Annotated in this window: 10 protein-coding genes; 4 read left to right on the top strand and 6 right to left on the bottom strand. The window is 44.6% G+C overall.

Annotation, left to right across the window (positions count from 1 at the left end; all coding sequences use genetic code 11):
- Positions 1 to 24: 24 nt before the first annotated feature.
- Together FIV04_RS18050 and FIV04_RS18045 are read right to left on the bottom strand one after the other, a co-directional pair.
- A complete protein-coding gene (locus FIV04_RS18050) occupies positions 25 to 1,713 on the bottom strand; it encodes an ABC transporter ATP-binding protein (RefSeq protein ID WP_152469993.1) in 1,689 nt (562 codons plus the stop codon).
- Positions 1,706 to 3,370: an ABC transporter ATP-binding protein gene (locus FIV04_RS18045; protein WP_152469992.1), complete on the bottom strand. Its 1,665-nt coding sequence runs from the start codon at positions 3,368 to 3,370 to the stop codon at positions 1,706 to 1,708. Before FIV04_RS18045 ends, FIV04_RS18050 begins: the two co-directional genes overlap by 8 nt.
- A 330-nt stretch (positions 3,371 to 3,700) precedes the next feature.
- On the opposite strand from FIV04_RS18045, the gene FIV04_RS18040 reads away from it, so the two are divergent.
- Entirely contained in the window at positions 3,701 to 4,198 is a 498-nt protein-coding gene (locus FIV04_RS18040) for a MarR family winged helix-turn-helix transcriptional regulator (protein WP_152469991.1), read from the top strand.
- A 105-nt stretch (positions 4,199 to 4,303) separates the two neighbouring features.
- Here FIV04_RS18040 and FIV04_RS18035 read toward each other — a convergent pair whose 3' ends face one another.
- Positions 4,304 to 6,658: a bifunctional diguanylate cyclase/phosphodiesterase gene (locus FIV04_RS18035; RefSeq protein WP_152469990.1), complete on the bottom strand. Its 2,355-nt coding sequence runs from the start codon at positions 6,656 to 6,658 to the stop codon at positions 4,304 to 4,306.
- A gap of 470 nt (positions 6,659 to 7,128) precedes the next feature.
- Here FIV04_RS18035 and FIV04_RS18030 point away from each other — a divergent pair, with 470 nt between their 5' ends.
- Positions 7,129 to 8,442: an AarF/ABC1/UbiB kinase family protein gene (locus FIV04_RS18030; protein WP_152469989.1), complete on the top strand. Its 1,314-nt coding sequence runs from the start codon at positions 7,129 to 7,131 to the stop codon at positions 8,440 to 8,442.
- Between the two features lie 93 nt (positions 8,443 to 8,535).
- On the opposite strand, the gene FIV04_RS18025 is transcribed toward FIV04_RS18030, so the two are convergent.
- The 3 genes from FIV04_RS18025 to FIV04_RS18015 form a co-directional block, all read right to left on the bottom strand.
- Entirely contained in the window at positions 8,536 to 9,165 is a 630-nt protein-coding gene (locus tag FIV04_RS18025) for a bifunctional 4-hydroxy-2-oxoglutarate aldolase/2-dehydro-3-deoxy-phosphogluconate aldolase (RefSeq protein WP_152469988.1), read from the bottom strand.
- A 4-nt stretch (positions 9,166 to 9,169) separates the two neighbouring features.
- Positions 9,170 to 10,129 carry a sugar kinase gene (locus FIV04_RS18020; protein ID WP_152469987.1) on the bottom strand — a complete coding sequence of 320 codons (960 nt, stop codon included), beginning with the start codon at positions 10,127 to 10,129 and terminating at the stop codon, positions 9,170 to 9,172.
- A 114-nt stretch (positions 10,130 to 10,243) separates the two neighbouring features.
- Positions 10,244 to 11,677 carry a PTS transporter subunit EIIC gene (locus FIV04_RS18015; protein WP_152469986.1) on the bottom strand — a complete coding sequence of 478 codons (1,434 nt, stop codon included), beginning with the start codon at positions 11,675 to 11,677 and terminating at the stop codon, positions 10,244 to 10,246.
- Positions 11,678 to 11,937: 260 nt separating this feature from the next.
- Here FIV04_RS18015 and FIV04_RS18010 point away from each other — a divergent pair, with 260 nt between their 5' ends.
- Positions 11,938 to 13,137: an enolase C-terminal domain-like protein gene (locus FIV04_RS18010; RefSeq protein ID WP_032553828.1), complete on the top strand. Its 1,200-nt coding sequence runs from the start codon at positions 11,938 to 11,940 to the stop codon at positions 13,135 to 13,137.
- Between the two features lie 702 nt (positions 13,138 to 13,839).
- The gene (locus FIV04_RS18005; RefSeq protein ID WP_152469985.1) at positions 13,840 to 14,934 is read left to right on the top strand and encodes a carbohydrate porin; all 1,095 of its coding nucleotides are present in this window, start codon (positions 13,840 to 13,842) and stop codon (positions 14,932 to 14,934) included.
- Positions 14,935 to 14,996 lie beyond the last annotated feature (62 nt).

Raw genomic sequence — 14,996 nt, 5'->3', positions numbered from 1 at the left:
AGCACTACTCACGGTGCTATTTTTCTAATTATTGTGTTGAGCTTCCCAAAGACCTTGGTATTGGGGAGATTCCATGATGAGTTCAGAATGTGACCCGAAAGCCTCAATCGCTCCATCATTGAGTAAATAAATACAATCAGCTTCAGTCACGGTGTCCAAACGGTGTGCAACCGTTATGGTGGTTTTCGATGCAAAGCAATGTTGAATGCTTTGAAGTACTTGGCATTGTTTATGTTGGTCCAGAGCTGAGGTGAATTCATCAAGAAGAATGATGGGGGCGTCATGCAGCAAGGCTCTTGCCAGTGACAGACGCTGACGTTCACCTCCTGATAGGTCACCACCGTTTTCGCTGATTTCGGTGTGTAAACCGAGAGGTAATCGCGAAATCAGTTCATCAAGTCCGGCGGTTTTTATGGCGCTTTGTAATTGGTCTCTGCTCGCGTCTTGCTTGGCTATCAATAAGTTATCTTCGAGTGTTCCTGCGAAAAGTTGTATGTCTTGGGTGACATAAGCAATGCTGTTGTACCAGTGCGCCGTGCCTGTCGCTTCCACGGTATGACCGCCAATTTTGATGCAACCTCGCGTCGGTATATGAAAAGCGGCTAGCAGGTTGAGTAGTGTGGTTTTGCCTACGCCACTTGCTCCGACTAACGCAATATGTTGACCGTGTGGCACATAGAGGTTGATGTCTTTTAAGAGGGATTTACCATTGATAGAGAGCCCTGTATTTTTGAACTGGATATCGTAATTTCTTGGCGCAAGGCCATTGACCGGTTGCTGATCTTCTTGGCTGAGGTTGTAAAGTCGGTCCGTTGATTTGCTCATATAGCGGAGCAAGGTCGAGAACATGGTCATTCTTACGAACGGACGGATACATGTTATTGAGGCGATGACCGACACCAACCATTGAGAAAGAGAAAGTTGGTCAAGGCTCACCAAATAGGCTCCAATAGCTGCAATCAGTGGTATGGAAAGCTCTAATACGAGGTTTGTCAATACGACCCCAACGCCACCTGCCCATTCGACACCTAACCCTGCTTCACGTAACGCAGTGATCTCTTTATGCAGTGGATCGGCCAGAACATCACAACGTCCAAATCGCTTCAATGTCGGTAAACAAGCGATGTATTCAAGAATCTTGTTGGTACAGGCCACGTTCTGATCTAAGTGCTGCTGCGAGTGCTGTGAAAAGGCGCGCTCAAATTTCATCAGCACTATGTAGGCGCCACCCATGACGAAAAGCATGGTCATACCTAGATAAATGGAGTTGAAGAACAAGAGACTCAACATTGCTATGGGAATCATCAAAGACGCGACAAGATCAGCGATTAAGTGGCTGAATGTATCTTCGAAGGCCTTAAGGTCGCGAGTCATGAGCTTGATGCGCTCTCCTAGCCCTTTGCCGACGATGTTGCCAAGAGGTTGGCAACGCACGTCTTGCAGCAGAGTTTTTCTCAACTGATGGGTAATGTCATAGGCGCCTAAAAAGCTCTGCTTTGCCGATTGTCCAAGCATCCATTGACACAGGATGGTCGTGATGGCGACAGCGAGCATTGCTTCTAAAGCCCACGCTGAGCCACCGAGTAGAGCGCTAAACAAAATCGCCCATACCGCCAAGGGTAAGAGTTCACATAAGACTTTACCGCCAATACCGACGAGAAAGGTTTTGGTATTTGAGTGGGCATGTTCTAGTAAAGCAAACAGATTACGCACAGACTGTCTCCTCTTGTTCGATAAGCTGACCGTTGTTTAGGGAGAAAGCGCGAGTAGCCATCGACAAAGCTTGATTGCCGTGACTGATAACAAACTGAATTTGTTGCGATGAATATTGGCTAATCGCCTCTAACACGAGCTTTTCAGTTGATTTATCGAGATGCGAAGTGGCTTCGTCTAATACTAAGATGCTTGGGGCTGCAAGTAGGGCGCGGGCAATCGCGAACCTCTGTTTTTCGCCGCCACTGAAATCTTGCTCTGAGGCGTTCATAGCGCAATCCAATTGGTTTGGAAGTTCGCGGACAAGCTTGGCGAGAGCAAGTTGTTCAAGGACTTGCATGATCTCTGAGTCTTCCGCCTGTGAATTGCCCAGCGATAAGTTCTCGCGAATAGAAGCATTGAAAAAAACAGGGTGCTGATCGACGACGGCAATGTATTCGCTTCGCTGCTTCTCAGACATAGCAGAGACAGCTTGACCATTGAGGAACCAATCTCCCTGATACGCTGTGAGTTCGCCATACAGGGTTGCCAGCAGGCTACTTTTTCCTGACCCAGACGCGCCTTGGAGAAGGACACAGTCGCCGCGACGAAAGGTCACATTGAGTGAATCCATAACTTGATATGCGCCACGCATGACGCTGAGCTGATGACACCGCAGCTGGGTGACTGGCTCTGAGAGCAGTTCAGATGGCGACTTGTGGGCGCTGGAAAACAATGGTAATAGGCGTTCTACAGATTGGAATGAGTGCTGTATTTGTGCAAATACCTGCGTCAAATCTAGCCAAGGCTTGAGTACGCCAGCACATAAAACGACAATCATGGTGAGATCGACGGGTGTGAGCACACCTTGGGTCATTTTGTAGACCGCGAATGGAATGACTAGCACCAAAGAGGCTTGGGCTAAGGTGATAAACGTCACCCATGCACCCACCATCTGTTTGGTGTACGTTCTCACCATTTTATGATGCTTAGTCATGTTAGTGCTCATCTGACGATAGGAATCAGCATCGACACCAAACAACTTCATTACGCCAATGCTGCGAAGAAACTCCAGTTGTGCCTTGTGCATATTGGCGACAACTTGGTTGTATTTCTTTTGTCGAGCAGGGAAGCCACGCATCATCATAGTTTGAGCAATGACTGCCAAAGGGAGCGGGATCAGCGCTATAAGCCCCAGCTGCCAGTCGATGGTAAACATGCAGCCAATTAAAGCGATAGGCAGCAAGATGCCCGTAATGATGTCCGTGGTGTGGTGAGCAATCAGTGGTTCAAGGCTTTGGCAATCTTCATTCAATCGCTTTTCTAGGTCGCCACGGTGATATTGAACAAGTTGATCTGTGGGCATTTGAGATAGGGCGACAATCAGCTTTTGTCTCAAGTTTTGAATGATGTGATAAGCGGCCAAATGCGCCTGCCAAACGGATACCGAGTACAGAAAATAGCGAGCGCAAATGGCAAGGCCCATTAAAGCAAAATGGATTGACGGCTGTTGCGTGCTGAACACGGAATTGAGTGCAAAGTAGAGCGATACCCAAGTGATTACCTCGGCAACAACGCTGAGTATGGCGCTGATGGTGGTATAGACGATTCGCTTGTTTTCGCTTTTGATGATTGAAGTGAGGGCCTGTTTAGCACTCATCTTATCCGTTAGATACATGATTGACTCCTTAATAGGAGGCATTCTCATCTAAGCCGTAGGTCAACAATATCAATATCGGGAATTTGAAGGCGAATATCGGGAAACTTTTTAGATTTATGCCCGGTGGTGGGCGTGTGTATGAAGATAATTTAAAAAACGCTTGGTCTATCTCGAAGTCTCTCATCATAAAAGATTGAGAATAGTGCGAACATCAGTACAATGCGGAAAAAATAATGAGGTAATTTCTCAATTTATCGCGTAATTTGAAAGGCTCTCAACGCTTGTAGTGTCGGTTCAAATAAATGCACTACAATCATTCACATTCTAACAAGAACAAAGGTCTGCATCTTGGACAAACATGACGAAATCCTGGTCGCTATTCGCCAAATTATTCGCGCTATCGATTTACACTCGAAGAAGCTGAGTAAAGAGTATGGTTTGACTGGCCCTCAATTGATTTTAATGAGAGCAATCCAAGAGATGGGCAATGTGACGATCAAAGAGTTGTCGAATCACACCAATGTGAGTCAGGCGACGACGACTACCATCATCGACCGTCTTGAGCAGAATGGTTATGTGCAGCGTGTGCGTAGTGTATCGGATAGACGTAAAGTTCATGCGAATCTAACCGAAAAAGGTCAAGATCTGCTAAACAGCGCGCCACCGCCACTTCAAGATAACTTTGTTAATAAATTCCAGAACTTAGAGCCGTGGGAGCAGAGTCTACTTCTCTCTTCTATGCAGCGTATCTCTTCGATGATGAATGCAGAAGACATTGATGCAGCGCCGGTTCTACAACTCGAAGGCATCACAAATACCGTTAAAACGGACGAGCCTGCGAAATAGCCGACTGAAGTATCAAGCTGAAATAACCGTTTTGATTTGAATAAAAGACCACGCATTTGAGCGTGGTCTTTTCGTTTATGTGGAACCTGTTTCAACTTGCTTAGGCTATTGATTGTTTGTCTCTTGCTGGTTCTGATACTTAGCAATTAGCGCCAACACATCATCCTCTGTGACAGGAGTTCCGTAGTAGTAACCTTGCAGGTAATTACAGCCAAGTCGAGTGAGGAAGGTTTCTTGCTCTTTGGTTTCGACCCCCTCAGCAACCACCTTGAGTGAGTAGTTTTTCGCGAGGCGGTACAGCACGTTTACCATCTCATGCTTGGATGGGTTGTTATTAAAGATCTGATCAACAAAGGATTTGTCGATCTTTAGGGTATCGAAAGGATAACGAATTAGTTGATTGAAAGAGGTAAAGCCAGTACCGAAATCATCGATGGCTAAGTCTACCCCAAGCTTCTTCAAATCAAATAGCACGTCCAACTCGGTGGTTTCGTCCGGGACAAACGCTGTTTCAGTCACTTCAAATTCGATATTCTCTGCAGGCACACCTGTACTGATTAACATACGATTGACGTCGGCAGGAAAGCCTGGAGACATTAACTCTAAACTGGAGATGTTAATGGCAAACTTGAGTGAATGGTTTCCTCTGTCGATGAGTCTTTTGGCGGCCATTAAACCATTGCTGATCACCCACATATCGATATCGCGGATAATGCCCGTACGTTCAGCACAAGGGATGAATTCATCTGGGCCGATATTCTGTTTCGCTAGCTCAGGACAGCGCAATAACAGTTCAAAACCTCGTAGCGTTTTTGAGGCGGCGTTGATGATAGGCATGAATGAAAAGCTGAACCCGTCTTCGTTGAGTGCCTTGATAAGGGTTTGCTCAATCAATAGTTCTTTGGCAACCACCTCTTCGAGATCGGAGTTATAAAAGTAGTGGCGTGCCTCAGACTCTTTCGCCACATACATGGCTCTATCAGCTTGGATCATTAGAGAGTCAGTAGTGAGATTCTCATTATGCTCATTGATTTCAACCACACCCAGACTTATACCTACGCGATAGCGTTGATCCCCAAGGAAAAAGTTGGATTCGAACTGCGCTTCAATGCTTTCAAGGACACTCAAAATATCGGAGAGGCGAGTTATACCGTAGGTGTATATCGCGAACTCATCGCCACTGAGTCGAGCAAATAGATAAGACTCGAATAGACGTCCGCGTGAGCGCTGCAGAATTTGTTGAGTCGAGGAGGCAAAGCGCACTAAGAGCTCATCACCCGCATCGTGCCCATAATTATCATTCACTGCCTTGAATTTATCGAGGTCGATATAGACAAGGTAGCTGGTACCGTGGTGTTGTTCAGAGAGCAACTTCTTTAGGTTCTGCATGAAGAAGGTGCGATTATCAAGGCCAGTAAGCGCATCGGTTTCGACTAAGGTTTTGACGCGTTCAAACACCGATTGGTAGCTTGGGTCAATTTGTTCGTCTTTACTCGCCTGAGCTTGGTCGCTTGGTTTAAATGAGTTTAGCTCTCGAGTATAAGCCTGTAGTGGTTGCAGCACTTGTCGGTAAAACAAAAAGTAACCGCCACTAATTAAGAACAATGTAATCGCTAAGGTAACACCACCTATCGAAATCTTGGCTTGGTTGAGTTGGCTTTGGTAGTTTTCAGGAAAAACGTGCAGGGATGCTGAGATGAAAGGGTCCATGTGTTTGAAAGCGACGCCGTCAGAGAAGTCCACTTCCATTTTCATCGCATGGTTATCGAAGGCGTGATAGTTAGTGAGTGCAACCACTAGCGGTTCTGCTTCGTGCGGTGAAAATATGCTTCGTTCTTGGCCTGTTAGAAAGCGGTAGTCAAAAGAGAACCCGAAGGGTAGCTGTTCCTTCAACGTCGCTTTGAAGCCGTCGAATACAGAAATTGGTAATATGAGTACTGCAATGCGGTCCTGGTAGCCTTCCAAAGTGTGAGCGGTAACAGCGTATAGCTTGCCATCGATGATCGATAGCTTTTCTGAGTTGTTTGGATCAGTGAGGTAAGTGCGACCCGTATCGAGAAACAGCTGGTTCGATTGATGTTCTAAAGTTTGCACAGAGCTCGCAATGAGGTTGGAGTGCGAATCGATGATGGCAAATGAGTAGGAATTGTTGGTGTTGTAATCAAACCGTGTGCTACTAAGCTGTGTATCGATCGATGCAAACGCGTCGTAGACTGTTCGATTCAAGTCTGCGCGTTTTATAAAACTCTCTCTTTCCGCGATGTTGTTCAAGAAGGCTTTTTGATCCCTAAGTTCTTCTCCCATCTGCTTAACGACAAATTCAAGCTGTACACACCATTTACTTACGATTTGGTTTTTTATTTGCTTTTCGTAAGACAGGTAGTAAGCAATGCCACTTGAGAAGACAATGATGAAAATGGCGGGTATAAAAATGCGAGCGGCCTTGTTCGTTAAATCCATATAACACTCCAATCTCCCAGTCGTACTCCAAGGTTACCGACTGTTATGCTACTTTGCACATAATTGAAGTTAGGTCAGATCTCCGACCTTTGCAAAGGGATTTGAGAGAGAATTTAAGTCCGTGACTGAATATCACGTTTCTACTGTTTGAATTAGAAAGACAATCGATAGATTTGTTAATTTTCAAAGCCTTATGGCGCTTGGCTTGATTAAGTAAATGACTTTAATATCAGCTTTCAGAGTGTGTTTGAAAGTAAAGTTACCTTTCATTAATGAGCGCTAAGCCTATGTCATTAAACCTATTAACTACTGCAAGTGACTCTTTGATTTGGTAGGGTATTTTATAAAATCTCCCTGTGTAGAAGTGTGACCTTTTGGGGGATACGCAACTCATGTAAATAATCGTATTTGCAATCATCCAAAGTACTTTTCTGTTCGTATACTGAGCAGTTAACTTTGACGGAGTCTTTATGTCGGCAAAAGAAAGGAATATCCCAACCCACAGAATTTCACGTTTCGGTAAGTTTGCGTCGTTGGCGACTCGTGTTGCCGGAAACGTACTAACTGAAGGGACAAAGCAAATCGTGCAAGGTAATCGGCCGAAAGCACGCGACTTGTTGTTGACACCACAGAATGTCGGTCGTCTTACCGAGCAGCTTGCGCATCTTCGAGGAGCGGCAATGAAGCTTGGCCAAATGCTGTCGATGGATGCCGGTGATGTTCTTGAACCGGAACTTGCGGACATACTAAGTAGGCTACGCTCGGATGCGGACCCTCTCCCTTCCAAACAACTGAATCAGGTACTGGAAAATTCACTAGGATCGGATTGGAAGTCGGAATACATCGCTTTTAACTTCAAGCCCATCGCGAGCGCCTCAATTGGACAGGTGCATCAAGCGTACAGTGACGCGGGTGATAAGTTGGCGGTGAAGGTGCAATATCCCGGTATTCGCAAGAGTATTGATAGCGACGTTGACAACGTTGGCACCTTACTAAAAGTTGTCGGATTGATTCCCGAATCAGTGGATTATAAGGGCTTATTGGAAGAAGCGAAGAAGCAGCTGCATGATGAAGCCGACTATCAACGAGAGGCACAATTCGCGATACGTTACCATCAAGCGTTGCAGGCCGATGCTCATTTTGTTGTACCGAAAGTTCATCTACCGAGTTCTTCTGATGCAGTACTTGCAATGGAGTTTATTGAGGGGCAATCGGTCGAATCGGTAGAACATGCGTCACAGGAAACGCGCAATTTTGTGATGACGAGTCTGCTTGAGCTGTTGTTTAAGGAGCTATTTGAACTCAAGATGGTACAAACCGATCCTAACTTCGCTAACTATCTCTACAATGAAAAAACCAACCAGATTGGCCTGCTCGATTTTGGAGCGACGCGAGAATACAGCGACAAATTCAGTAACGGCTATCGTCAGGTGTTTCGTTCTGTGATTGAAGGTGATGAAATAGGTCTTAATCGAGCCTTAGAAGATATTGGCTTCTTTAGCGACACCATTGTTGATAGCCAACGACAAGCGGTATTGAACCTCGTGAAAATGGCCTGTGAGCCTATGTTGGTTGAAGGTGAGTATGACTTTAAGAGCAGTGATCTCGCCAAGCGACTGCGAGAGGCTGGAACGATTTTGAGTATGGAGCAAGAGTATTGGCACACGCCTCCGGCTGACGCTTTATTCCTGCACAGAAAGATTGGAGGAATGTATCTATTGGCTGCGAGAATTGGCGCCAATGTTAACATCCGACAGCTGGTGGCCCCTTATCTAAACAGCTGATAGTGGTATAAGTTGTAGTGGCTGTTGGTGAGGTATCGAGAGCCGAGTAAAAGCAAAAAGGCCAGAACCTAACAGGATCTGGCCATTCTTTGTTTAGCGTTTGACTTGTTCTACAATTTCGCGGGTCAAGCGAGCAATCTCGTCCCATTGCTGGCTCTCTACCAATTTCTTATCCACCATCCATGTACCTCCGCAAGCAAGCACTTCTGGCACCGCTAAATAGTTGTCGATGTTACCTGGTGTAATTCCGCCCGTTGGCATAAGTCGGATATTACCGTATGGACCAACCAATGACTTGACCATACTAATGCCACCAGAAGCGTCTGCAGGGAAGAATTTGAGTGTTGTTAACCCCATTTCTAGAGCAGCCTCGACTGTGCTTGGGTTGTTCACCCCAGGGATAATGTCGATACCAATTTCTTGGCAAGCCTTAACTGTGTTTGGATTAAAGCCAGGTGACACGACGAATGTCGCGCCTGCCTCTTTAGCAGCCAAAGCTTGCTCACCATTGATGATAGTCCCAGCGCCGATCAGCATGTCAGGTTGTGCTCTGCGAAGTAGGCGAATGGCTTCAATCGCCGCGTCAGAGCGGAACGTGATTTCAGCCGCAGGTAGGCCGTTTTCAGCTAACACTTTGCCAAGTGGAATAATATCTTGCGCGTTGTCGATGGCGATAACTGGAATTACTTTTAGTGCTTTTAATTGATCGTTAATAGTTAGCATGAGTTTATTTCTCGATAAGAGTAGAAAGAGTGTCTGTGACAGATTGTGGGATGATTGCCCCATGATGCTGGATGACTAACCCAGCCAGCGCGTTACCATGTTGACACGCTTGTGCAACGCTTCCGCCTGTTAAGTAACGTGCAAGGAATCCACCATTAAATGAGTCACCTGCAGAGGTCGTATCAACCACGTTGGTGACCGGTGTTGTTGGGATAGAGACTGGATCTTGGTTTGGGTTTTCGCTGATCAAGCAGCCCTCAGAGCCCATCTTAACGACTACGATTTGTACGCCGAGTTTATGCAGTCTCGCAATTGTGTCTTGCGGCGTTTTGTCTTGCCAAATCAACTGTTCGTCATCGAAGGTAACGAGTGCGATGTCGGTCGCTTGATAAGCAAGTAAGTACGCTTCTTTGGTTGTAGCGATGCTTTCCCAAAGTTTCGGACGGTAATTGCTATCAAATGCAGTCTTAACGCCGTTGTTACGCAACTTGTCTATCTTAGCTAGCAGTTCAACTCGGTCTGCGTCAGGCAAAATAGCCAGAGAAATGCCGCTGAAAAAGACCATGTCAGCATTATCAAGCTGAGTTATTACATCCGTAAATTCAGGGTGTTGAACCATATAGCGCGCCGCGGAGTCATTGCGCCAATACAGAAAGGTGCGCTCGCCCTCATCGTCCAATTGAATTAGGTAGAGCCCTGGAGAGCGTTTGGGGTCGCTTAGTACCAAGTTTGTTGATATCCCTTCACTTTGCCAACGACGGGTCATTTCTTGGCTGATTGAATCGGTGCCAAGCGCGGTTACGTAGCTCGTACGGACGTTAGAAAAATCCACATCTTGTTTGAGGCTGCGGTTCAAATATATCGCAGCGTTCAGTGTGTCCCCGCCATAGCTTTGGAGCATGTTGCCAAAGGGCGCACCATTTAGCTCAATCATGCATTCGCCGATGATTGCGATATGGGTCATAGAATAAACCTTAGAAAGAGAAACTTAGAATGAAGGTTAGAGAAGTAAAGCGTGATCATCAGGAGCGACGATCACGCTTGGCTCGTTTAACCCCACAGTGGTGAGGCAGGGGATTTACTTATTGTCGAGCTTTACAAGTAGCATTGTCAGAACATAAGAGAGTGCGAATACACCTACTACGCCCATCAGTGCTTGAATAAAGTTCTGAGTACCGCTAGCTAGGTAAGCAGGTAAGCTGAATACCGAAGATAAAATGTAGCTCGTTAGGTGAGTGTCAATCGTTACAGAGATAGCGCCGAATACGCCCGCAGCTAGACTCGCAGTCATCATTGCTTTGGTGTACTTGGTTAGAACACCAAACAGAGCTGGCTCTGTGATACCTAAGATAGCTGTTACACTTGACCCCGCAGTAATTGAAGACTGCTCTTTAGAAACATACTTACGTTGTTTGTGCCAGATAGCCATGGTTGCGCCCGCAATCGCCATGTTACCCAGACACATGATTGGCATTAGCAGATCCTTACCGTACAACGCGAAGTTGTTGAGGCTGATTGGCGTCATGCTATGGTGGATACCAAACACAATCGTGATCGGGCGAGTTAGACCAAAGATAAAGCCTGTTAGTGTAGGCGAGATCTCAAGCAGTGAGCTCATTACCCAACCAGCCCCGTTACTTAGCCAGATACCTGCAGGACCAACAAAAGATAGGGTGATTGTTGAAGTCACGGTAAACGCAAGTAGAGGGGTAAATACCGGTTTCGCTGAAGATGGTACTAGTCGATCGACGAGAGGTGTCACCTTAGACAGCAACCAAATCGCTAAAATAGCTGGTACGATCGCCCCGCCGTAGTTCAGCAGTTCGATAGGAACAACACCAAGTACTGTTAGCTCTGGCGCAGCGCCAGCGTCTTTAAGTAGTGTTGCCTTCTCAACCAGCAGTGGCGCCAGCATGGCTGAAGAAACTGCTAGTGCGATGTACTCATTAACTTTAAACACCTTAGCTGCAGAGAAAGAGACCAGCATAGGTAGGAAGAAAAACACAGCTACAGAGATAGAGCGGAAGAAGTACACCGTATCTGAGGTTTCAGAGATAACATTGGTCGCGATAAGCCCTGACAATAGACCCATCAGCATACCGGCACCCGCGATAGCAGGAACAACCGGACCAAAGATACCAGCGACGATGCGCATCACGCCTTGGAACAGTTTGCCTTTTTCTATTTCGTCAGCGACAGAGTCGTCAGCTTGTTGTGTGCCTGACAGCGCGTTAAACCATTTTTCAACTTCTACGCCGATGATCACTTGAGTTTGACCCTGTTGGCTTACCATGCCTTTTACGTCTGAAATCGCTTTGACAGCATCTTCATCAGCCAAAGACTCATCTGCCAATTTGAATCTCAATCGAGTCATACAGTGAGTGATACTCACAATGTTATCTTCACCGCCAAGAGCAGAGACTAATAACTGTATATTTTCATTAAAACTTTTCTTTTTGGGTGATGACTTTGAGTTATTAATAACAGCATCATTCTTTTCAACAATTTGCATACAACACCTGTTACTGGGAGATATTTAACTCGAGCAATCATAGCGATAAGCGTTTTTAATCCAATGGGATAAAAAGAGATCCCAATCACAATTAAATTTCTAATAATTTATTTTTTACCATTTTTCGGCAATTGGTATGTTTTGTTTGTGAAAAAAAATCACTTAACGTACCAATTATTTTTGACCAAAATTTAGCGCTTGAAATGTGGTTTTTAACACGGTTAGATAATAGGAGTTGACTAAGTTTAGGTTATTTAATTGTGAAAGAAACTATTATATCTGACGTCCAATGCGTTATTACAAAACCGGATAGACATAACCTCATTACCGTAATCGTTGAAACGAATGAGGGTGTGACTGGCTTTGGTTGTGCGACATTCCAACAAAGACCATTGGCTGTAAAAACCATGGTTGACGAATATTTAAAACCTATTCTCATTGGAAAAAATGCCAATAACATTGAAGACTTATGGCAAATGATGATGGTTAATGCATATTGGCGCAATGGTCCTGTTATTAATAATGCGATATCTGGCGTTGATATGGCGTTGTGGGATATCAAAGCAAAACTTGCTGGCATGCCGCTGCATCAACTATTTGGTGGTAAAGCTCGCGATGCTATTCCAGTCTATACACATGCAACCAGCGATACGATGGAAGGTATTTATGACCTAGTCGATTCATTTTTAGATAAAGGCTATCGTCATATACGTTGTCAATTAGGCTTCTATGGTGGTGTACCGACGGAGCTACATGCGACTCAAAACCCGACTGAAGGTTCGTATTACGACCAAGATCAGTACATGGACAATACCTTAACCATGTTTAAGTCGTTGAGAGAGAAATATGGCAATAAATTCCACATCTTACATGATGTGCACGAACGCCTTTTCCCAAATCAAGCTATTCAGTTTGCAAAAGAGGTGGAGCAATACAAGCCTTACTTCATCGAAGACATTTTGCCGCCAAACCAAACGGAGTGGCTAGATAACATTCGTAGCCAAAGCTCGGTATCATTGGGATTGGGGGAGCTGTTTAACAATCCTGAAGAGTGGAAATCTCTGATTGTTAATCGCCGTATTGACTTCATCCGTTGTCACGTTTCACAGATTGGTGGAATTACACCAGCTCTGAAATTGGGACATCTATGTCAGACCTTCGGTGTGCGTATCGCATGGCATTGTCCGCCAGACATGACACCAATTGGCGCAGCAGTAAACACTCACTTAAATGTGCACTTACATAATGCTGCTATTCAAGAGCATGTGGAGTACAACGCTAACACTCATAAAGTATTCCCGAACGCAGCAGAACCCGTTGATGGTTACCTATACGCTTCAGAGATCGCGGGTATCGGTGTCGAAATGGATCGTGAAATGGCACAGGAATTCCCAGTGATGTACCGTCCTCACGAGTGGACACAGAGCCGACTCCCAGATGGTGCAATTCATACACCATAGAAATTACCCTCAAATAGCCACGTTCAGTGGCTATTTTTTTATGTAAAGTTCTTATAAGTATTGTTTAGCTTTATCAATGAATAATAGCCTCTTCAAAGCTTATGCTCTTCACTAGAAAAACCTATACTTTCCCATTGTTATCAAGCAGTTTCTAATAACGTTATACCAGATATATTATTAATTTGACTATAAGTATCCCTGTAGTGTGGATACTCATATATCAACGTTAATTGTTCCCAACTTATTAAACTGAAAATATTACTTCATTAGAAAAAGAGAAATATGAATATAGGTTGGTATCTATGCCAATCATATCCTACGAGCTAATTTCAATATTATTTTCATTATGAAATGTGTTGTGCATATTCATTAATCATGGTTTGGATTTATATTGATTTTATGTACAGAGGTAAACAATGATTTTTCACAATTCATACATTATCTAGTTTTGTCTTATTAAATAGATAATGTTTTATTTTATCCATTTGTTTTTATGTTTAAGTTATTGAAGTTAAAGGGTTTTAAAATAAATATAAAACAGTGATTTAGGTCTGCAAATATAATTCCATAGCATTGTGAGCGCTTAGTTATTTCGTAAATATACGTCGTAGAAATTAAGTCGAATACTGTCCATAAACTTCAACTTGATTATCAGAAAGTTGCTATGCAACACATTACTATAAAATGCTATATAGGGTTAATATGAAAAGCACATTCAAGCTGTCTTTAGCTGCGGTACTGGTTTCATCTGCAATGGCTGCCAATGCAGGTATCGCAATTGTGGATAATGAAGAGGGGAACTTCTCAGTTGGTGGTAACGTTGAATTGAACTTTAACTACCAAGACAGAGAGTCAAACGAAAACGGCGATGCAGAGTTCAACCAAGATGGCCGAGTTCTGATTGAGTTCGCCGGTGAGAAGTACACCACAAGTGGTCACTATGTAGGAGTAAAGGCTCAGCCTCTATTCGAGAGTACGGGTAATGTTGCCCTCGATGATGCTTATTTTGAGTTTGGTAAGAAAGATAGCTGGGCGATCAAAGCGGGTCGTTTTGAAGCATACGATATGTTCCCTGTCGGGTTAGATGTATTCCTTGAATACTCTGGCGATACTTCGAATGAGCTATACACTGGTGATAGTGCTTACGTATACCAGATGAAGGAAGCACGAGGTCGTGGCTCAGATGGTCAGCTGATGTATAACCAGAGCTTTGGCAACCTTTACTTAGAAATCGGAACCATGATTGGTGACCGTTCAGATCTATTCTCTGATACTTATCACGGCACAGCCGTAGACCACGACAACGTGAAAGACTCGTTCCTTGTTCGTCCAGTTGTCGCGTATAACATGGGTGATTTTACAGTCGCTGCATCGATAGAAACTAACCTAATCAGTGATGCGATCGTTGATGTAAACGGCAAGGACATTTCAGATCGTACCGGTTATGGTTTGACGGGTAACTGGAACCATGGTTCATGGAATGTAAACGCTAACTTTGCTTACCTTGATGCAGTTGATGAGACTAATGCCAGCGTTGGTTTGAACGCGTTGTATAACAATTTTGGCTTGGGCTATGTTTATGGTGCGAATGAGTATGACTCAACATGGGCACAAGGCGATGTAAAAGTGAACACAGGTTATGCGTCTTACGAGTTCCAAAACGTATTAGAAGTTGAGGATTTCTCTGTCCTACTGGGCACTTATTACACCACGGTCGAAAACAAGACTAATAACGTAAGTGCATTCTCAGAAGATGATGACTTTGGTGCACGTGTACGTTTGTACTATGAGTTCTAAGAATTGCGCATGAGCAAATAGTAACAACCCGCCATCGAGCGGGTTGTTTTGTTTGTATCGTG

This window comes from Vibrio sp. THAF190c (assembly GCF_009363355.1).
In the GTDB taxonomy this organism is placed as follows: Bacteria; Pseudomonadota; Gammaproteobacteria; order Enterobacterales; family Vibrionaceae; genus Vibrio; species Vibrio fortis_A.
The sequence above is the reverse complement of the archived record's forward strand: the minus strand, read 5'-3'. Positions and strand labels throughout refer to the sequence as shown.